Here is a 20,774-nt window from a genome sequence, read left to right as displayed (position 1 = left end):
GAAGGAGAGCCGATAACCGAGAAGGAGAGCCGATAACCCTGGGGGAGAGCCGATAACCGAGAAGGAGAGCCGATAACCGAGAAGGAGAGCCGATAACCGTGAAGGAAAGCTGATAAACGTGAAGGAACACAGATAAAAAGAGAAGCAGAAAATTAGATGGGGAGTGAGCGATTGGGTCTCTTTACTAAAATATTAATTGCAAATAGGGGAGAGATTGCTAGAAGAATCATTCGCACATGTGAGCGTTTGGGAATTCAAACGGTTGCTGTCTATTCGGAAGCCGATCGGGAGGCGCCGTTTGTACAGGAGGCGACGGAGGCTGTTTATATTGGAGAAAGTCAAGCAAAGAAAAGCTATCTTAACATGGATAAGGTGATAGAAGCTGCAAGAGAAACAGGAGCGGAAGCGATTCATCCTGGGTATGGATTTTTATCGGAAAATCCTGAGTTTGTCGGGCGCTGTGAAGCAGAGGGGATAACATTTATTGGTCCAAGTGCTGATGTGATGCGCTTAATGGGAAGTAAATTGGAAGCAAGAAAGCAAATGGCTGAAGCTGGTATTCCCGTGGTTCCGGGAACAAATGAAAGGCTGGAAACGGTAGAGGACGCTTTAGCGATTGCTAGGGAAATCGGTTATCCGCTTATGGTAAAGGCTAGTGCTGGTGGTGGTGGAATTGGTATGAAACTGGTTCAAAATGAGGAAGAACTACAGAAGGCTTTTCCATCAACCAAAAAACAAGCGGTTACCTTTTTTGGAGATGGAGCGGTATTTTTAGAAAAGTGGATTTCTAATCCTAGACATATAGAGGTTCAAGTAGCTGCGGATCATCATGGAAATGCGGTTCACTTATATGAAAGGGAATGTTCCGTACAAAGACGGCATCAGAAGGTGATAGAAGAAAGTCCATCCCCATTTTTAAATGAAGCGCAAAGAGAAACCCTCTTATCTACGGCTCTATTGGGTGTAAAGCATTTGGATTACACGAATGTGGGTACCATGGAATTTATTTTTGATGAAGATAGGAATTTTTACTTCCTCGAGATGAATACGCGATTACAAGTGGAGCATCCCGTTACAGAGGAAGTGACAGGGGAAGATTTGGTGGAATGGCAATTAAGGATTGCGGCGAGAGAGTCTCTGCCTAAATCACAGGATGAGATCGTGAGAGAGGGTCATGCGATCGAATGCCGATTATATGCGGAGGACCCGAAAACCTATTTTCCATCGCCTGGCAAGGTTAAGCGGTTAACCTTGCCAGGTGATGAGGCAAGATTTGATTTTGGCATCGTGGAAGGAAATCAACTTACTCCATTTTACGATCCAATGATAGGAAAAATCATTGTTCATGCAGAAAATAGAAAAGCTACGATGGATAAAATGTGGAACGTTCTAGGAAAAATGAAGGTATATGGAATGAAAACCAATCTAGTTTTGCTAGAGGCGATTATGAAAAATGAATGGTTTCGGAAAGGGGAGTATACGACGACGTTTTTAGAAGAGGTGGATTTAGATTTAGAGGGAGAGCGGGGGAATTCATGATGAATCCCCCCGGGCTAATCAAAAATTAATGGAGCATATTGCGAACGGCTGTTCAATAAAGGAAATTGTCGAATCCCTCTCCATCAGCGAAGTAACGGTAAAACAGTATGTAAAAATGGCACGAGATAAACTTCAAGCAACTAATCGAGCGCATGCAGTAGCTACTATGTTTCGCTTAGGGATTTTGTAATTACTTTATACGATTCGGAGGGGAGTGTGCTTAATGGTGTGCTTCCCTTTATTGATGGAAGGTCAGCCTAGTTTGATTATATTATAACTGATCGCATGGCATACAGATCAAATTTAATGGAGATGAAGAGGGTGATGTAGAGTACGATTCTATTGTTGCTAATGTTTTGGTACATTGTGAACCACCCCCGCTATCACTTTACGACAAATAATAGTGAATATTTCCCAGGAAATTGTCGATGTTTTTCTGGAAATGTAAAGGGCTGTAGCAGTATGATGAAAAAAAAGAATCAAGTTAAACTATTGATATTATTTAACTTTAGCAGAGCAAACTGTTAAAATATTAAAAACACAGCAATGATTAAAATAAAATACCCATTAGTAAGGATATACATTGTAGTACTTTTCTACAAAAAGTAAAAGGAGGGTTAACTGTGGAAAATTATAGCGATCCTATCAGAAATGAAGGAAGATGTAAACATTATCATGGAGAAAATGATATCGTATTGATTAAATTTAAATGTTGTAACAAGTATTTTCCTTGTTATAAGTGCCATGATGAAAACCGTGAACATTTAACTCAGAAATGGAAAAAGGAGGAATTTCATAAAAAGGCTATATTGTGTGGGGCCTGCCATCGAGAGTTAACGATCGATGAGTACCTATATAAGAAAGAATGTAAGTACTGTCATTCAAATTTTAATCCTAATTGTTCAAGGCACTATAATATATATTTTGACATGCCTAGTTATGATACATATCAAGTAAAAAAGTAGCATTGCATGAGTAACTCTGCAATGCTACTTTTTGAATTTATATTTTTCCTTCTAGTTACAAGTCCCGAAAATATTTATATATAAGCATGTTTACATTTTTATGTATAAAAAGTTATACATAATTATTGATTTTAAGATAAATAGGAAGAAAACTTTGTAATAACAAGGTTTACAAAATATCTTTGCCTAACTTTTTATGAAAATCACATTCCTCTAATTAGAAAACGGCTGTTTTAATCAATTCTATTTTAAAATATCTTTCATTATCTGCTCTTTCGTTTCTTCGGCAAATTTTAACGTGTAATCACTGTGGAGATAGGAGTTTTCAAGAATATTGAAACAGATTTTTAGTTTTTCATATGTCTGTTCATCTAGCTTTTGGCTCTCTTCGGGAAAGTCTATCCGAACTTGTTCCATTAAAATCACTTCCTAGTTTATTCTTCATTAAAAATATGGTTAAAACTCATTCCATATCTATACGGTATCGTTTTGAATCGATTATTCAATACTCATCTAAAGCTCAAGCACTTGATGTAATTATTATTTACCTTCTCTACCTTTTTCTAACGTTTCTCTAAGGTTTTCTTCAAAGATTTCTTTGTTATTGTTCAACATTGCAATCACCCCTGCAACAGTATTTACCATAAAGGAGTCGTGTATACATGAATGAAGGTGAGCGAAGAATTCTATAATAAAAAAGTAGATGGATATCAAATTAAATTAATTGAAGTTAAAAAAATGAAACAAGATGACAAAGTATTTTCATCTATAGATTAATTATTAGACAGTGATAAAGAATCTAATCTATTGGATACCAGTTGTGATATGTCACAGACCGAATTGTTATCATTATTGGTTCATATTTCTTTAATAGTCCGAACTTATTAAGTAATCCAGTAGCAAATATTTCTTAAGTATTGGGTGTAATGTTACGGATATTATTTTTTAAAAGACCTAATCTCTCTATAAATAAAGAGAATTAGGTCTTTATTTTTTTATGATGTATGAAGCCCCCTAGAATATTCCGATTAGACGCAGTACTTCATAAAAAAAGCGGGATGAGACATTTGTACCTTTCCCATTAAGTAGTTATATTTTTGTCTGTTAATAGTTTGTTTAATTTATTCAGTCGTTTAATCGAGTGTTTGGATGTTCGTTGGCCAATTTCGATTACTAAGGCCTCAATCAGTGTGATAACTGGTACGATGGAATACTGAACATCACTAGACTTGATTGGAAAAATATACGTTGCATAATTCGATATAGAACACGAAAGATGGTCGGTGATCAAAATAATCGGAATGTCTTGTTTGTAACAATACTCGGCAATGTCTAACGTTAATGTTGTGTACGGCGATAAAGCAATAACAATCAATACGTTATCTTTATCAAGGTGTAAGATTCGATCATAAATAAAGTCACTATCATAGCTAAGTTGCCGTACATTTGGATAGAACTCTGAAAGCATATATTCAAAATAATACGTTGCCGCTTTAGAAGTCCTTAATCCAAGAAGGTTAACCGTAGACGAATTGATGATTAAATCAACGGCTTTATCGAAGGTATCGATTAATTGTTGACTCATGCTTTGATCCAGTAATGTTAAAACTTCATTCCATGTTTGATTAAGGGTTCCATCTTTCTCACCTGCATGAGTGAGCGACTTTTCTAGATGCCACCATGTAGGTTTGGTGGAATTTATCGTGAAATAGTGAAATTGTTTTTTGAAGTCATTATAACTATCATACCCAGCACTCTTCATAAACCGCATCACGGTTGTTTGTCCTACTCCAATTCTTTTAGCTAGTTCGGTAATCGATAGCACGCTTAACTCCTGATAGTTTTCAATTATATAATTACATACAATTTGTTGTTTTTTAGGGAGATCGTCCTTTATGGAAATTAAATGATTCAGGATGCTCTCATTACTCATTCTATCCCTTCCATCCTTTCTAAGAGGTCAATATTTTTAGAATAATTGAACTTAGTATACAATCATTATAATGTGAATATAGGAAAAATTAAACCTTTTTATTAAAAAAAGGATTGATTTTTCCTTTTCATGTGCTAAAATTAATAATATCAAATTATTTAAACCATTTGTAAAAGAAAGAAATTTGAATGTTAGGGTTTATATATTTGAGTCTGATATTTTATTTCGTATTTGTAAGCGCTTTAGAATGGTTTAATAAAAATAGACAAATTCAGTAAGTTGAAAGGGGATTATACTGTTATGTACCGCATTGGAGTAGATACTGGTGGAACGTTTACAGATGTTTCATTGATTGAAGAAAAGACGGGGAAATCGTATGTTACCAAAGTTCCATCAACACCAAGTAAGCCTTCTGTAGCTGTATTAAATGGTGTTGAGCAAATTATTAAAGAGGTTGGCATTGATACAAAAGATTTATCCTTTTTTATTCATGGTACAACGGTTGCGACAAATGCTTTGCTGGAGGAAAAAGGGGTAAATACAGCATTGTTAACAACCAAAGGGTTCAAAGATGTCTTGCAAATTGGAAGACAAACCCGTCCGAAGTTATACGATTTTCGTGCGCGCAAGTCCAATCCTCTTGTACCTAGGAATTTACGTTTTGAATTGGATGAACGTATTGACGCAAATGGAAGCGTTTTAAAAGAGGTTAGTCGAGATGAGCTGAAGGAGCTTGCTGCGTTACTGAAAGAAAATCAGATTGAATCATTAGCGGTATGCTTGATTAATTCCTATATAAACGCTTCACATGAACAAGAAGTGAAACGGATTCTTAATGAGCTCGTCCCAGAGATTTCTATCACGTTATCTTGTGAAATTTTACCGGAATTCAGGGAATATGAACGCACCAGTACGTCTGTTGCGAATGCTTATGTCTTACCAAAAATGAAGCATTATTTAGAGCATTTAGATGACAGTATCAAGGAAATGGAAATACCTAGTAATCTATATGTTATGCAATCAAATGGTGGGGTTATCAGTGCGGATACAGCTATGAATATGCCTGTACGTACGATGTTGTCTGGACCAGCAGGTGGTGTATTAGCTGGGCGTATCGTTGCTAAAAACACAGCCTATAAAAATATCATTACCATTGATATGGGAGGAACAAGTTTAGATACTGCTCTAATTGAGAACGAGGAACCACAATATACAACGATGAGTGAAATTGATGGTCGTCCTATAAAAGTGCCCATGGTGGAGATGCATACAATCGGTTCTGGTGGGGGAAGTATAGCTTGGATTGATGCAGGTGGGGCGTTAAGAGTAGGTCCACATAGTGCTGGTGCTGATCCTGGTCCAGTTTGTTATGGGAAAGGCGGAACAGAGCCAACCGTAAGTGATGCGAATGTGATCTTAGGAAGATTGAATCCAGATTCCATTTTAGGTGGAAGAATGAAAATGGATGTGGAATCTGCACGTAAAGCAATGAAAGAAAAAATTGCGGATCCTTTAGGAATCACAGTCGAAGAAGCGGCTGAAGGTGTTTTGCGAGTGATTAATGCCAACATGGTTCGAGGAATTCGAGTTATATCCATAGAGAAAGGGCATGATCCACGTAACTTCTCTTTAATGGCTTTTGGTGGAGCAGGACCTCTCCATGCGGTGGATATTGCTAAAGAGCTTGGATCGAAGGAAGTAATTATTCCTCCAAGTCCTGGGATTGCTTGTGCAATGGGAATGTTGATGGCAGATGTACGCCATGATTACGTTCAAACCTATTCTACTAAACTGTCGGCACTAGATTTTAATAAAGTGAATGAAATAGTAGACTCTCTTGCAGCTGAAGCGAAGCAAGATTTAGAAAATGAGGGATTTGCAGAGGGTGATATGGAACTAGAAGCTAGTTTGGATCTGCGTTACATCCGTCAAGCATATGAAATCAATGTACCTATTCATGATCTGAAAGTAACGGGAAATTCGTTAGCAGAAGCGACCAATCTGTTCCATGAAATACATGAAAGAGTATATGGTTTTAACCGTAAAGGAGAAGAACTTGAATTAATTAATGTCCGATTAATTGGAAGTGGAAAAATAAAAGAAGTGTCCACGGATCGAGAAGAGCAGTTAACAGATGGAAAGGTTGAAAAAATCGGAGAACGTGATATTTATTTCAATGATTCATTTGTTACTACTCCAATCTATGAGCGTACTAGTTTGAATAGCAGTGTATCTATTACAGGGCCTGCGGTTATTGAACAATTAGATTCAACCATCATTATTCATCCAGATCAACAAGTTACTACAGATCACACAGGAAATTTAATCATTGATCTTGCTGTCGAACAAACAAGGGAGGAAGTTCAGTATGAGTATTCAAAAAATTGATGGGGTAACCCTTGAGGTTATGAAAAATGCGTTTCACACTATTGCAGAAGAGATGGGGATAACCCTCATTCGAACAGCGATATCTACTAATATAAAAGACAGAATGGACTGTTCCACTGCCATTTATACAAAAGAGGGCGAATTAGTAGCACAAGCAGAGCATGTTCCACTTCATTTAGGTTTGATGCCGTCGGTTGTGAAGGAAGTATTGAAGATTTTCCCAACATCCGAATTAAAACAAGGAGATGCAATCTTAATCAATGATCCTTACATCAGTGGATCCCATCTTCCGGATATTTTTATGATCAGTCCAATCTTTTATGAGGGTGAGCTTGTAGCCCTAGCTGCAAATATTGCTCACCATGTGGATGTAGGTGGTTTAGTCCCGGGAAGTATGTCTGTTAAAGCAACGGAAATTTTCCAAGAAGGATTAAGACTTCCAGGCGTTCGAATTGTAAGAGAAGGAATCATTGATAATGAACTGCTTCGATTAATTGAAAAAAATGTTCGAACAGGTAGAGAAGTTGTCGGTGATATTTACGCGCAATTAGCAGCAAATAATGTTGCGGAAAAAAGAATGATTGATCTTATTGATCGTTATTCGGTGGACCATGTTTTCGCTAGTATGAAAGAAATTATGGACTATTCCGATCGTAGAATGAAAGCAGCTATTAGCAACGTTCCGAATGGAAGTTACCAGTTTGAGGACGTCATTGAAGGTGACGGGATCACGGATGACTTAATCAACGTAAAAGTAAACGTCCATATTAGGGATGAGGAAATTGAAGTTGATTTTACAGGTTCTTCTAAGCAGGCGAAAGGTCCAGTTAACTCTACGCATGGCGTAACGAATGCATGTGTGTACTATGCACTCAAATCGATTTTAGATTCAGAAGTGCCTCCCAATAGTGGAACCTATCGCAGCATTAGAATTATTGCACCGAAGGGAACGATTGTGAATCCTAATTTCCCTGCAGCGGTATCCAATGCGAATGTCAATACGTCTCAACGTATTACGGACACCATTTTTGGTGCGATTGCACAAATTCTTCCTGAAGAATCCATGGCAGCTTGTGCGGGGACGATGAATGGATTTGCTATTGGTGGATTTAATGCCGATGAAGATGAGTATTTCTCCTATGTAGAAACATATGGCGGAGGACAAGGTGGACTCATTGATTTAGATGGGATGGATGGGGTTCATACCAATATGACGAATACATTAAATACACCTGTAGAAGTGATTGAACAAACTTACCCATTACTCGTTAACCGATATGGTTTAGTTGATGGTAGCGGTGGCCCTGGAAAACATCGGGGTGGTCTTGGATTAATGCGTGATATCAAACTATTAGGTGATGACTTCACGGTTACGTTAATGTCGGATCGTCAGAAGCTATCTCCTTGGGGACTTTTTGATGGAGACGGTGGTCAAAACTCCGCTTGTACGTTAGTAACACCAGAAGGCGAGCGTGAAGAATTATCTTCTAAGGTCACGATTACAGCACCTAAGGGAAGTTCAATTATTCTATCGACATCTGGAGGTGGTGGTTACGGTTCCTCGTATGAAAGAGATCCAGAGGCTGTTTTACAGGATGTCATACTAGGTAATATTACACTAGAGCAGGCAAAGGATCAGTATGGTGTTGTGATCGATGCAGAGAATCGTACGGTTAATGAGTCAGAAACAGAACGTATAAGAAGTTGTGTAGAGGCGTAGTAGAAAGTATTGAAATTTGGACGATATGGAGGGTCAAATAATGAGTGATTTGAAAAAAACATATGATGGCTCTGAAATGGATGAAGTAGAATCTCCAGTTTTAAAAATGAGTAGTTTATTTATTCTAATAACAATAATTGGCTTTTTATATGCATATCTATGGGTGGTTTTGCTGATGCCATAGAATACTAAATAGGTGGTGAAGTGATGGCTCTAACATTTTTTATCGTGTATTTCGGGTTCATGATGGTTGTTGGTCCTCTAGCTGCTAAGAAAATGAAAAAGAAGGATTCCGGTGACTTCATTTTAGCTGGGAGATCGGTTCCCCTTTGGTTAGTGGTAGGCGGAATTATCGCTACATTAATAAATTCTGCCACCTTACTCGGGTATGGAGGATCTGGTTACGGCGTAGGAATTTCTGCCTACTTCTCAGCTATGGGCTATATGGTTGCCTTAGTGTGGATGGGGTATTGGTTTATTCCTAGGTTACGCCGAGCGAATCTAACAACAATTCCTGAGTTATTTAGTCGCTTTTTTGGCTGGAAACACAGAACGGTTGCAACGGTTCTAGTTATGTGTCGGGACATGGGCGTTACAGCTGGAGCATCGATTGGTATGGCAGTTGTTTTTGTATCTGTATTTGATATTTCACTAGATTTAGCACTGTTAATCACCCTTGTTGTAACCCTAACCTTTACCGTGCTTGGCGGTATGTGGGCAGTTATGATAACAGACACCATCCAATCGGTCATTATATTAATTGGAACGACAATCATGATACCATTAGGGATTGCTTATATTGGTGGGTGGACAGAATTTATCAATCGTATACCTGCCACACATGTGGATTTATTTAGTGTTGGTGGGTCGCAAACCTTCGCATGGTTTATTGCAGGAGCGCTAACCTTTATAGGTTATCAAACACTAATACAACGAGGATTATCAGCGGAAAGTGAGGCTGTAGCGAAGAAATCCTTTATTTATGGTGGGGTTATTGCCTTAGTTTGGTATATGGTTCCATTTCTGGTAGGGATTGTCGCTGTCGTTATTTTTCCAAATATAAGTCCTAGTGATGCATTTATTAGTATGACTGAATTATTTGGAACATTTGGAAGTCTTATTTTTGCAATCATCATTGTCGCTTCCTGTATTTCGACACTTAGCTCGTCAGTACTAACAACCGCATCCAATATTTCTTATGATATCTATCAACAATTTATTAATTCGAATGCATCCGAAAAACAACTTGTAATGGTTACACGGATTTCGGTTGTTGGTGTAGCAATTGTTGGGACATTAATTGGCCGCTCTTTACCATATATTCTCGAGTTACTATTAACGGGTGGAAAGATTATGGCTGGTTCTCTCGCTCCAGTACTGCTTGCTCTTGTATTTTGGAAAGCTGCTCGAAAGGCTTACTACTCTACAATTCTAGCGATGCTTCTTGGAGCAACAGGGGTAATAATAGGTGTTATTATTGGAAGTCAAGCAGCCTCAGGAAATGAAGGAGGAGTAGTGTTCGTTTGGGCATTAGATCCTATTTTATTAGGTCTTCCTATTACATTAGTCACTTTAATTGTCGGAACATTGATTGAAAACAGAATAAAGGGAAAAAGGGGAAAAAAAGGAAAAAAGGAAGACAACTCGAAAGATATGAAAATGATTAATTAACCTATAAATAATGAATTCCAGTTAGATGGTTTTGATAGTTTAATATGAAGGAGATGCTAAGGATGAATAAAGTAGAAGAAAAACAAGAAACTTCTCAAAGTATGAGGGTAGGTTTTTTATACTTATCCCAAGAAGATTGTATTAAGGCTGGTGGCCTTGACATGAATGGAACGCTTCAAGCCATTCAAAAGTCCTTTGAGCTACATGGAAAGCAGGATGTGGTCCAACCACCTAAGCCGGTTATTCGCTGGGGTGGCCCTGAAACGGAAGAAACAAGAGGAAGAATCATGACAATGCCATCTTACCTCGGAGGAGAATTAGATGTAGCAGGTATGAAGTGGATTCCTAGTATGCCACAGAATCCGAAAAAACTAGGACAGCCACGTGCATCAGCCATCATCATTTTAACGGATCCGAACAATGGATTTCCTTTAGCTATTATGGATGGGACGATTGTGAGTGCCATGCGAACGGGAGCATCTACTGGAGTTGCTGCAAAATATTTAGCTAATCCTGATTCAAGTCGAGTTGGTATTATTGGTGCAGGAGTACAAAGTAGAACACAATTAATGGCTGTTGTAGGTGTATTTGGAAAACAAATCGAAGAAATTAAAGTATTCGATTTAGATCAAGATAAAACCGAAAAATTTGCAAAAGAAATGACGGAGGAGTTAGGAGTAAAGGTAGTTCGTAGTACAAGTGCAGAAGAAGCTTTTCATAACTCAGATGTTGTTATTACTGCAACCATGTCAACCTTCCCATATGTTAAAGGGGAATGGTTAAAAAAAGGTGCTTTTCATTCGGAAATTTCTTTCTGGGATACCGATCCAGAAGAAGTGGCTTACTACGATAAAGTAGTGGTGGATGATTTCAACCATGTAAAAAGTCATGGTGTTGATGTAAGTTACAGAGCTGTACGAGACGGTTTTATTTCAGAATCAGCAGTAAGTAATTTAGGAGACATTATGATAGGGAAGAAAGTAGGAAGAGAAAATCCCGAACAAAAAATCTTATTTAACCCAATTGGGATGTCGATTCATGATGTTTCTGAAGCATATCGAGTTTACCAAAACGCGAAGAAAATGGGAATTGGAAGAGACCTGCCGTTGTGGGAAGCGCCGCACTGGTCTTAATGAAAAAATACGAAAGAAGGGATAGGTCTTTTGGGAGGCCTATCCCTTTTTTTGTAATAGTATTAAAAAGATCAATACAATAGTATTCCATGAGGGTTCGCACAGAAATGTAGGGTAATAAAGTGTTCCGTCGATGGTCATCTGATTTTAATATACCTACTCCCCAACATACCGGACGGTTTCAATATGGGTTCGTGATAATTTTATAACTTCTTCAATAAATTCCTCTTGGGAGACTGCAAAATCCGTATTAATCCAGTGGGTTAAAAGACCATAAAAGCCGTATGCTATGTAACGTGTGAAATACTCCATATCAACAGGTGTGTTATTAATGGTTTGAAATTGGAATTTTTTCTGATAGACATCCAAGATAGTTTGTGGAAATGTTGTATGCATGTTGGGAAGGCTATCTTGATAGTTTATCAATTCGAAAAAATTCCGATTCTCATATATATAGGATATAAACGCAAAGGATTTTGCACTTAGGTTCACTGTATGAATATTTTTATTCCATTTGTATGGTTTTTCGACAGCCTTCTCTATCCCTTTCATCATGGTATCCAACAATTCCTCTGCTAACTCAAATTTGTCATGGTAATGGGCATAGAAGGTGCTTCGGTTGTATTTGGAGTGCTGGACAATATCTTTGACGGTGATCGAATGGAAGCCTTTTTCCTTGATTAGATCAATGAGTGCTAGCTGAAAATGTTCTTTTGTTCGTTCTTTTCGTGGTGTTGTAAGCTGTTCCACCATTGAAATCCCCCCGATTATAAACAATTATATTCTATTTGTATTGTTAATAGACAATTTTGTATAAAATGTCTATTTAGTAGATTTTTCCTACATGAATGTTGGTGGCTTAAACCGAATTAGAACGGTAAAATAATGATGTAAGCCTTTTATAATAGTATAACAGGAGGCATCAACAATGGGAAAATTACAAGATAAAGTAGCAGTCATCACAGGTGGGGTATCTGGGATTGGTGCTGCAACCGCTCACTTGTTTGCATCTGAAGGAGCAAAATTAGTTTTAGTAGATATGAACGAAGAGAAAGGTACTGCTTTTGAAGCAGAATTAACATCACAAGGTATAGAAGCTTTATTTGTGAAAGCGGATGTAACGAGTGAAGAAGAAGTAAAAACTATTTTTGAAAAAACCTTATCTACTTTTGGGAGAGTAGATATTCTATTTAATAATGCTGGTATTGGTGCGGTAAAACCAACAGAAGAATTGACCTATCAGGAATGGAGAAAAACGGTCGAAGTTGACCTTGACGGCGTATTCTTAGTGGCACAAGCTGCGATTAAAGAATTCTTGAAAGCTGGTCGTGGTGTCATTGTTAATACAGCTTCCATGTATGGTTGGGTTGGATCACCAGGAAGTGCAGCATACAATGCAGCAAAAGCCGGAGTGATTAACTTAACTCGTTCCCTTGGCCTCGAATATGCAGAGCGTCAAATTCGTGTCAATGCCGTGTGCCCAGGATTTATTGAAACACCAATTTTAGGTGAAACAGATCGACAATTCCTAACAAACGCTACGCCAATGAAGCGTCTAGGGAAGCCAGAAGAAATCGCAAAAGCGGTATTATTTATGGCTAGCGACGACTCCTCCTTTATGACTGGTAACTCCATCGTCGTGGATGGCGGTTATACTGCACAATAATAATGGAGTGGGTAAAGTAGGGACGGCGCAAATGGATGCATTTGGAACTGTTTGAACGAATTTTTCTTTGAAACAAACGTTTGTTTTAAATGAGATAATGAGTGGAATGATGAAAAAGGATAGTTCTTTAGATGGATATATTTGCGTTAGAAGTGCTCTCCCTATCCAACTCAACGTTAGGTACAATTCATGAAAGGATGATACAACATGACGAAACGTTTTGATGATCAAGTCGTATTAATTACTGGTGGAGGTTCTGGTTTGGGTCAAGCGGCTGCTTTACAAGTTGCGAAAGAAGGGGCAAAACTTTCTTTGGTTGACTTGAATGAAAAAGGACTGGAAGAAACCAAGGCAAAAATCGCAGAAGTCGCTCCAGAAGCAGAGGTTCTTTTATTAACAGCGAATGTGGCGAATGAAGATGAAGTGAAGAATTATGTTGACCAGACGGTTGAAAAATATGGTCGAATTGATGGGTTCTTCAATAATGCAGGAATCGAAGGGAAACAAAACCTGACAGAGGATTTCGGTGCAGAAGAATTCAATAAAGTAGTTAATATCAATTTAAATGGTGTATTCTATGGGATGCAATATGTCCTAAAAGTGATGAAAGAACAAGGGTCAGGCTCTATTGTTAATACTGCTTCTGTTGGTGGTATCCGTGGTGTTGGTAACCAGTCTGGCTATGCCGCAAGTAAACATGGTGTAGTTGGTTTAACCAGAAACTCTGCGATAGAATACGGCCAATACGGAGTAAGTGTGAAGGCCATTGCACCAGGCGCAATCATGACGCCAATGGTGGAAGGATCCCTAAAACAAATGGGTGGAGATAACTGGGAAGAAGTTGGGAAAGAATTCGTTGAACCTAACCCAATGAAACGTTTTGGTAAACCAGAAGAAGTAGGATACTTAGTCGCATTCTTACTGTCTAACCAAGCAAACTTTATCAACGCAGCAGTCATTCCGATTGATGGTGGACAATCCTATAAATATTAATTGAACCTTGGACAGGCTAAAGCCGTCCGATATGCTCATATCCATAATGAAACCTCCTATGCCAATTGCTTATAGCGGTAGCGATTGGTGTAGGAGGTTTTGTGTTATCGTACGGAAAAGAACCGTTCCTCTGTCATACCCTTTTAACTCAAAAACCCGTCCTTCTTCCTATACTACTAATTCTTTGTATCTGCTAATCTAGAAGTAAATGGTAAAAAAGGAGATTAGGGAGAATGTCCTTGTTAGCGAGTTTATTAGCTAGGTTAGCAGAGAAAAGAGAAGATTTAAGACGATTGAATGCATGTGAGGGGCAATTAGGAAATTTGCAGGGTGAATTTGTTCAGAACCGTATGCTTGTAGAAGAACCAGAGCTTACCGCTCAGACATGGAAGGGCGTTTTAGCAAATGAATTCCTTGACATCCGGGATAAGATGGCGTTTGAATACGATGATATAAGCAATTCCCAAATATCACGTACACTAGAATTACTCCGCGCTAAGATTGGAGAGGTTCAAAGGGAAATAGAGGTCTTACAAGCTCGTATTGCGGCAGAAAGAGCCCGATTAGCTCGAGAAAGAGATGACTGATAGCGGCGTAACGCGCGCGGGACGTGTGGTCAGTTTATCGTCCCACTGCAATGGGGGATTTTAGAACATGTCATCAACATAAAAAGAAGTAATCACCCTACGATTAATCGCCCCGCGCTCACTACATAAAAAGAAGTAATCGCCCCGCGCTTAATCGCCCTACGCTTACTACAGGATGGATGGGAAAAGCGGTAGGGAGGATTCTTTTGTTGTAGAGCCAATCCGTTGCAAAAGAACCGCCCCCCAGCATACCAATCAAGCTTTTTGTTGGTTTTCTCCTCTTCGTCTATCTTTTCGAAGTGCTTTGTAGAACGATAGCAACATGATCACCATAATGATTGAAAATGGCAGGGCAGCGATGATTAATGCGTTTTGCAATGCCTGTAATCCGCCTGTATATAAGAGAATAGCAGCAATAGCTGACTGAAAGAAGCCCCAAACAAACTGAACGGACTTTGCTGGTGTTAAAGAGCCATTTGTTGTTTGCATTCCTAACACAAAGGTTGCTGAATCCGCCGATGTAACAAAGAAGGTTCCGATTAAAATGACAGCTAGAATGGATAGAATGACACTGAATGGAAAGGAATCAAACAACCCAAACAATACTTGTTCATCTGGAAGACCAGCAATGTCTATTCCACTATTTTGTGCATCAATCCCTGTTATACCAAAGGTTGCAAACCAAAGGAAACTTACCATCGATGGGACAAGCAGCACACCTATTAGAAATTCACGAATGGTACGACCTCTGGATACGCGAGCAATGAAAATTCCAACAAACGGCGCCCAGGCTATCCACCACGCCCAAAAGAATACAGTCCAGTCTAGTACCCACTGATGTTGCTCGGGATCATTAGGAGCAATTCGTAAACTCTCTGTTGGGATACTTTGGATATAGGTTCCGATTGTATGCGTAAAGGAATTTAAAATATATTGTGTTGGACCGAGAATCAAAGTGATTGCAAATAAAAATGTAGCGAGATACATATTCACATTACTAAGATACTTGATTCCTTTGCTAAGCCCGGTATAGGAAGAAATCATAAACAAGACGGTCACAACGATTATAATCACAAGCTGAAGCCAAAACGATTTTTCAAGTCCAAGTAAATACGTAAAACCTCCATTAACTTGCGCTGCACCAAATCCTAGTGTTGTCGCAACACCAACAATGGTTGCAGAGACAGCTAAAATATCAACTGTTTTTCCCCAGGGACCTTTCATATGTTCCCCAAATAAAGGTTCAAGAGTGGCACTAACTAAATTTCGTTTCCCATGTCGAAAGGTGAAATAGGCCAAAATAAGAGCGATGATACCGTAGATGGACCATGCATGAACTCCGTAATGAAAGAATGTCACGCGTAAGGAATCTTCTAATGCTGCTTTCGTGCCTGGATCTGCAATTGGTGGTGTTTTTAGATAATGGGAAATAGGCGAAGCAACCCCATAGAAAACCAGACCAATCCCCACACCAGCACTAAAAAGCATGGCAATCCAAGACGGATAGGTAAATTCCGGCTTTTCATCCGGTTTACCAAGACGTATTTTACCAAACGGACTAAAGATTAAGTACAAGCAGAACACGAGAAATAGGGTGACGATAATTAAATAATACCAACCAAAATGAACCGAAATATAATTCATTATGGCGCCAGAGATATTTTCAAAACCTACTGGAGCGAAAACACCGATAATGGATATGGATAACATGATAGCAAGTGTTATCCAAAAAACAGAAGTTACGTGTTTCATAAAACTCCCCTTTCTATGTAAAGTAAGATGCGATAGATTTGCAGTTAGTTTGCCATAAAAAGAGAAGTTTATACGATGAGCTGGGGGAAAGAAGGAAAAGGGAAGATTGATGATTCCTTTGAAGTGGATCTAGGAGGGTTTTTGGACGAAATTTTTAGGGGAGCGCCCTTTTTGCGCGTGGAGACTTCTTTCAAATATAGTCCTAAGTACATTTGAAAATTTGAAGAAAATATTCCATTTCTATATAAATAACGACAATTTCCCAGGTAATATTCATCTCAATTGTTGAACGATGACGAGGAAAGAAATGAGGGAAGGATATAGTGAATCAAAGCTGATGTAAGTGTAGCAAAGGGACGGTTTCTTTTCGAATCAAGAGAGACGGTTCTATTGAAACAATAAATTTGTTGCAATAGAACCGTCACTAGTTCTCCATTGTTACGCAGCAATGGATTGGTCTTCTGTTTTTCCGTTTAAGGCGAGGTGGATTTTTGGTGCTATGAGGCCGGCTGCTAGGATGGTCAGTGCGTCTACTGGTAAGTATGCGGCCATGATGACCCAGGTATGTACATAGCTGATGCCTTCTGGGTTTCCAAGTAAAAAGTTTAAGGCAAGATACATATGTCCTGTGCCAAGAACATAGTTGAACAGGAGCCCAATAAAGGATGCTGTTATAAATGTGATAAGATTTGTACGCTTTCGCCATTCCATCCATTTTCCTGTTGCATAGGCTACGAAGATGAAAGAAAGGATGAATCCGAACGTAGGGCTCATGACCGTACCAAGTCCCCCTTTGAATCCAGCGAAAATAGGTAAGCCAGCTAGTCCTAAAAACAAATAGACCGTCATCGCAATAGCTCCGAGTCGGCTACCAAGAATCGCTCCTGCCAGAATCGCGAAAAAGGTTTGTAACGTAATTGGCACACCGCCGACTTGCAGGAATGGGGCGAACGCCGTAATGTTTGCCCCGATTGCGGTTAGGGCCACAAAAATACTTATTCTTGTTAAATCAACCGTTCGGTATCTTGGTTTGGACTTCAACGTCATTCCCTCCTTCTACTATATAGTTTTCCGTTTCCCTTTATAGATGGGGTGGATTCTGCCAAGATTGGAATGTCACATGATTCTGGATTACTTGGCAGATGGTTTCGTTATCGGGATCTTGAACCCATGGAATCTCCCCAAGTATAGGGACATCCGTAAATTCGCTGATGGTTTCCGCATTGGTTTGTATACTTGGATCTTCTGATTTTTCCTTGGTCCCATTAATGATGAGACCTTCGATTTCTAATCCCATTTTTTGGGCATAGGATATGGTTAATAATGTGTGATTGATGGTGCCAAGGTTTGGTCGTGCCACAATGACTAATGGAAATCCGATTGCTTTTGCGACATCAGCGACAAGGTAATTTTCACCCAATGGGACGGCAAGCCCGCCAGCACCTTCTACAAGGAAAAACTCGTGTGTGAAACGAATATTGTCCCATGCAGAAAGGAGAGTATTCCATGTCACCAATCTCCCTTCCTCTTTGGCTGCTTGGTAAGGGGAGAGGGGCTCCTCGAATTGGAAAGGAGTAATTTGCTCTAACGGATTCCCGTCCTCTGCTAATGTTTTCAAAATCCAGGCGTCACTTCCTGGGTTATTTCGATCTTCTCCGCTTAACATCGGCTTAAATACGCCAACATCCACTCCTTGCTTCTTTAGTGCGGCGGAGATTCCAGCTGTGACAAACGTTTTCCCAATACCAGTGTCCGTTCCGGTGATAAAAAAGCCACCTTTTTTTCGAAGCTTGTCCTTTAATTTGTAGTTACTTTGCTGTGCCTGCATAAGCTTGGTTCCCCTCCGTTACGTTTTGAATGGCTACTTTGATAATGGAGACCATCGAGCGGATGTCTGCTTCTGTGCTTGACAATGGTGGCATGAATACAAGCGTTTCTCCAACCGGACGGGACAGCATTCCAAGTTCGCGCATCTTTAATGTGACGCGATAAGCCATACGCTCTTCAAATGGGAAATTTTCTCGTGTTTCCTTATCCTTCACAAGTTCCACCCCGGCCATAAACCCTAATTGTCTTACGTCTCCAACGTGATTTAATTCTAGTAATCCTTCTAATTCCTCTTTCATGATTTCTGATTTTTGTTGGACATGTTCAATGATATGTTCCTTTTCAAATAGTTCCAGATTTGCAAGGGCAACTGCGCATCCCAACTGATTCCCTGTATAAGAATGACCGTGAAATAATGTTTTCAGGTTGACATAGTCATCATAGAATGCCTGGTAAATTTCCTCGGTTGCTAGAGTAGCTGCGATAGGTAGGTAGCCTCCCGTAATTCCTTTTGCTGCCGTTAAAATATCCGGTGTCACTCCTTCATGCTCACAGGCAAACATTTTCCCCGTCCGACCAAATCCAGTAGCAACTTCATCGAGAATGAGGAAGACATTGTACTTTTTGCATAACCTTTCGACGCCTGATAAATATCCTTCTGGCATTAGGTTCATCCCACCAGCACCCTGCATCATGGATTCCGCTGTCACGGCACAAATATCTTCATGATGTTTGGCAAGAACATCTTCCAGCATGTCTAAGCATTCGTCTCGGCAAATTTTCGAATCTCTGCTCGGATGGTGATAGACATTGGGATAGGGAACCTTGAAACTATCAAAAAGGAGAGGTTGGTAGACTTTATGATAGATTTCCACTGCGCCTACACTAACCGCTCCGATTGTGTCCCCATGATAGCCATTTGTTAATGTCACAAACTTGTTTTTCCCTTCGTAGCCTTTGTTCTTCCAGTAGTGGAAGGCCATTTTTAGAGCAATTTCAACCGCTTCTGCTCCACTGTCCGAATAAAAAATACGCTCCAAGATTAAGTCAGTATAATTGTGTAAATAGAAAAAGGGTCTCATCAACCCTCAATTTGGTTACAATGATTTTCAACCACAAAAATACCGTAACTTAGGAGGAATTGATGATGACCCAGCTTAATTTTACACTAGATGTAGAAAAAATTAAAGGTGAAGTGATGCAATCCAGTCTCAATGACGTAGTTAAATCTTCAGTTGTGCTTATTCTAAATGAATACATGGAAATGGAAAGAGATCAGTATATGAATGATTCTTCTCATGATCGGAATCCATATCGTCATGATTACAGGAATGGTTACTATGAACGAAATATGATTCTTAATGTTGGGAAAGTAAAATTAAAAGTCCCACGTACCCGCAGCGGAGAGTTTTCCACGAAGGTTTTTGAAAAATATAAACGTTGTGACCAGGCCTTTTTACTTTCTATGCTAGAAATGGTGGTTAACGGGGTATCTACACGTAAGGTAACGAAGGTTGTAGAACAGCTTTGTGGAGAAAAAATATCTAAATCCATGGTGTCCGATCTAACAAAGAAGTTAGATCCTATTGTAAAAGAATGGGCTGAAAGACCATTGAACACCCAGTATTATCGCTATATCTTTGTGGATGCCATGTATATCAAGGTTCGGGAGTATCATAGAGTAGTATCTAAAGCTGTTTATATTGCGTTAGGAGTTAATGCAAAAGACAAACGTGAAATCATAGGTTTTCAAGTTTCTGATGCGGAGTCAAAAACAAACTGGAGTGAATTCTTTGATACCCTAACTGCCAGAGGATTACAGTCTCCTAAACTAGTTATTTCAGACGCACATCAAGGGTTAAAAGTGGCCATTTCGGAAAAATTTCTTGGGACAAGTTGGCAACGCTGCACCGTACACTTTTTAAGAAATATTCTTCAATCTATGCCTAAGAAGAATACCAAAGAAGCACGTACGCATCTTAAAGAGGTTTTTAAAGCCTCCAACAGTAAGATATCTAGAGCTTTAAAAGATGAATTTATTGAGAAATATGGGGGCGAAAAGAAGTTCGAAAAAGTGGTTGAAACTTTGGAAAATGGCTATGAGGACGCAGTCCAATTCTATGCCGAGCCAGAGGAGACATATAGGCACATTCGAACGACCAATGTACTAGAACGTATAAACTCTGAAGTAAGAAGAAGAGAAGCCGTTATTCGAATTTTTCCCAATAAAAAATCTGCATACAGGTTAATTGGTGCCGTACTGATGGAATATGATAAAAACATAGATCCAGGCGGAAGAAAATATATCTACAGAGTTAATTAATGTTCTGCAAAATCACAAAGCTCCACTAAAGGTGCTAAATGTTAGAAATCCCCCTAAATAGAGAATTTGACATGAGCCTCCGGCGAGTATGATTCCTTAGCCAGGAAGCCAGCTCAAATAGAACTGGCCCTGCCAGGGCAGGCTATCACACTCGCCTCTCATGTCAAATGGTGTCATAATGTTTAGCTGGATTTTAGCTTTGAGATTTTGCCTCATATGTCTGCCCATAACCGGTTAACATTGTAACTTGAATTTACACAGAATTATGGACTTGACT

Annotated in this window: 19 protein-coding genes; 12 read left to right on the top strand and 7 right to left on the bottom strand. The window is 39.2% G+C overall.

The window, feature by feature from the left end:
• Positions 1 to 171 precede the first annotated feature (171 nt).
• The 3 genes from CAO17_RS00120 (at position 172) to CAO17_RS00110 (ending at position 2,504) form a co-directional block, all read left to right on the top strand.
• A complete protein-coding gene (locus CAO17_RS00120; protein WP_245831712.1) occupies positions 172 to 1,539 on the top strand; it encodes an acetyl-CoA carboxylase biotin carboxylase subunit in 1,368 nt (455 codons plus the stop codon).
• A complete protein-coding gene (locus CAO17_RS22040; protein ID WP_425435855.1) occupies positions 1,532 to 1,729 on the top strand; it encodes a response regulator transcription factor in 198 nt (65 codons plus the stop codon). The genes CAO17_RS00120 and CAO17_RS22040 overlap by 8 nt, the downstream gene beginning before the upstream one ends.
• Before the next feature lie 433 nt (positions 1,730 to 2,162).
• Positions 2,163 to 2,504 carry a CHY zinc finger protein gene (locus CAO17_RS00110; RefSeq protein WP_085990853.1) on the top strand — a complete coding sequence of 114 codons (342 nt, stop codon included), beginning with the start codon at positions 2,163 to 2,165 and terminating at the stop codon, positions 2,502 to 2,504.
• A 243-nt stretch (positions 2,505 to 2,747) separates the two neighbouring features.
• On the opposite strand, the gene CAO17_RS20880 is transcribed toward CAO17_RS00110, so the two are convergent.
• Both CAO17_RS20880 and CAO17_RS00105 read right to left on the bottom strand, forming a co-directional pair.
• On the bottom strand, positions 2,748 to 2,921 hold the full coding sequence (locus tag CAO17_RS20880) for a hypothetical protein (RefSeq protein ID WP_179151831.1): 174 nt from the start codon (positions 2,919 to 2,921) through the stop codon (positions 2,748 to 2,750).
• Positions 2,922 to 3,585: 664 nt separating this feature from the next.
• Positions 3,586 to 4,437, bottom strand: coding sequence for a MurR/RpiR family transcriptional regulator (locus CAO17_RS00105; RefSeq protein ID WP_085990852.1), 852 nt, complete (start codon positions 4,435 to 4,437; stop codon positions 3,586 to 3,588).
• A 300-nt stretch (positions 4,438 to 4,737) separates the two neighbouring features.
• On the opposite strand from CAO17_RS00105, the gene CAO17_RS00100 reads away from it, so the two are divergent.
• The 5 genes from CAO17_RS00100 (at position 4,738) to CAO17_RS00085 (ending at position 11,349) form a co-directional block, all read left to right on the top strand.
• Complete coding sequence (locus CAO17_RS00100; RefSeq protein ID WP_085990851.1) at positions 4,738 to 6,825, top strand: hydantoinase/oxoprolinase family protein; 2,088 nt, start codon at positions 4,738 to 4,740, stop codon at positions 6,823 to 6,825.
• A complete protein-coding gene (locus CAO17_RS00095; protein WP_085990850.1) occupies positions 6,806 to 8,545 on the top strand; it encodes a hydantoinase B/oxoprolinase family protein in 1,740 nt (579 codons plus the stop codon). Before CAO17_RS00100 ends, CAO17_RS00095 begins: the two co-directional genes overlap by 20 nt.
• 40 nt (positions 8,546 to 8,585) lie before the next feature.
• The gene (locus tag CAO17_RS20875; protein WP_179151830.1) at positions 8,586 to 8,729 is read left to right on the top strand and encodes a hypothetical protein; all 144 of its coding nucleotides are present in this window, start codon (positions 8,586 to 8,588) and stop codon (positions 8,727 to 8,729) included.
• Between the two features lie 23 nt (positions 8,730 to 8,752).
• Positions 8,753 to 10,216 carry a sodium:solute symporter family protein gene (locus CAO17_RS00090; RefSeq protein ID WP_085990849.1) on the top strand — a complete coding sequence of 488 codons (1,464 nt, stop codon included), beginning with the start codon at positions 8,753 to 8,755 and terminating at the stop codon, positions 10,214 to 10,216.
• 62 nt (positions 10,217 to 10,278) lie between these two features.
• Positions 10,279 to 11,349: an ornithine cyclodeaminase family protein gene (locus tag CAO17_RS00085; protein WP_179151829.1), complete on the top strand. Its 1,071-nt coding sequence runs from the start codon at positions 10,279 to 10,281 to the stop codon at positions 11,347 to 11,349.
• A gap of 156 nt (positions 11,350 to 11,505) precedes the next feature.
• Here CAO17_RS00085 and CAO17_RS00080 read toward each other — a convergent pair whose 3' ends face one another.
• Entirely contained in the window at positions 11,506 to 12,102 is a 597-nt protein-coding gene (locus CAO17_RS00080) for a TetR/AcrR family transcriptional regulator (RefSeq protein ID WP_085990847.1), read from the bottom strand.
• A gap of 175 nt (positions 12,103 to 12,277) precedes the next feature.
• Between CAO17_RS00080 and CAO17_RS00075 the strand changes: the two genes are divergently transcribed.
• From CAO17_RS00075 to CAO17_RS00065, 3 genes are all read left to right on the top strand, one after another.
• The gene (locus CAO17_RS00075; RefSeq protein WP_085990846.1) at positions 12,278 to 13,015 is read left to right on the top strand and encodes an SDR family NAD(P)-dependent oxidoreductase; all 738 of its coding nucleotides are present in this window, start codon (positions 12,278 to 12,280) and stop codon (positions 13,013 to 13,015) included.
• 207 nt (positions 13,016 to 13,222) lie between these two features.
• A complete protein-coding gene (locus tag CAO17_RS00070) occupies positions 13,223 to 14,008 on the top strand; it encodes an SDR family oxidoreductase (protein WP_085990845.1) in 786 nt (261 codons plus the stop codon).
• Between the two features lie 233 nt (positions 14,009 to 14,241).
• Positions 14,242 to 14,595, top strand: a complete 354-nt coding sequence (locus CAO17_RS00065) for a YwqH-like family protein (RefSeq protein WP_085990844.1) — start codon at positions 14,242 to 14,244, stop codon at positions 14,593 to 14,595.
• Between the two features lie 255 nt (positions 14,596 to 14,850).
• On the opposite strand, the gene CAO17_RS00060 is transcribed toward CAO17_RS00065, so the two are convergent.
• The 4 genes from CAO17_RS00060 to bioA all read right to left on the bottom strand — a co-directional run bounded on the left by CAO17_RS00060 (position 14,851) and on the right by bioA (position 19,256).
• A complete protein-coding gene (locus tag CAO17_RS00060; protein WP_085990843.1) occupies positions 14,851 to 16,347 on the bottom strand; it encodes a BCCT family transporter in 1,497 nt (498 codons plus the stop codon).
• A 438-nt stretch (positions 16,348 to 16,785) separates the two neighbouring features.
• The gene (locus CAO17_RS00055) at positions 16,786 to 17,388 is read right to left on the bottom strand and encodes a biotin transporter BioY (protein ID WP_245831711.1); all 603 of its coding nucleotides are present in this window, start codon (positions 17,386 to 17,388) and stop codon (positions 16,786 to 16,788) included.
• Positions 17,389 to 17,428: 40 nt separating this feature from the next.
• On the bottom strand, positions 17,429 to 18,175 hold the full coding sequence (gene bioD, locus CAO17_RS00050) for a dethiobiotin synthase (RefSeq protein WP_085990841.1): 747 nt from the start codon (positions 18,173 to 18,175) through the stop codon (positions 17,429 to 17,431).
• Positions 18,156 to 19,256, bottom strand: a complete 1,101-nt coding sequence (gene bioA, locus CAO17_RS00045; protein WP_085990840.1) for an adenosylmethionine--8-amino-7-oxononanoate transaminase — start codon at positions 19,254 to 19,256, stop codon at positions 18,156 to 18,158. Before bioA ends, bioD begins: the two co-directional genes overlap by 20 nt.
• A 65-nt stretch (positions 19,257 to 19,321) precedes the next feature.
• Here bioA and CAO17_RS00040 point away from each other — a divergent pair, with 65 nt between their 5' ends.
• Positions 19,322 to 20,497, top strand: coding sequence for an IS256 family transposase (locus tag CAO17_RS00040; RefSeq protein WP_085990839.1), 1,176 nt, complete (start codon positions 19,322 to 19,324; stop codon positions 20,495 to 20,497).
• Positions 20,498 to 20,774: the final 277 nt, after the last annotated feature.

The organism is Oceanobacillus senegalensis (assembly GCF_900176885.1).
In the GTDB taxonomy this organism is placed as follows: Bacteria; Bacillota; Bacilli; order Bacillales; family Amphibacillaceae; genus Oceanobacillus; species Oceanobacillus senegalensis.
Note: the sequence above shows the minus strand (reverse complement) of the source record. Positions and strands in the feature narration are given on the sequence as shown.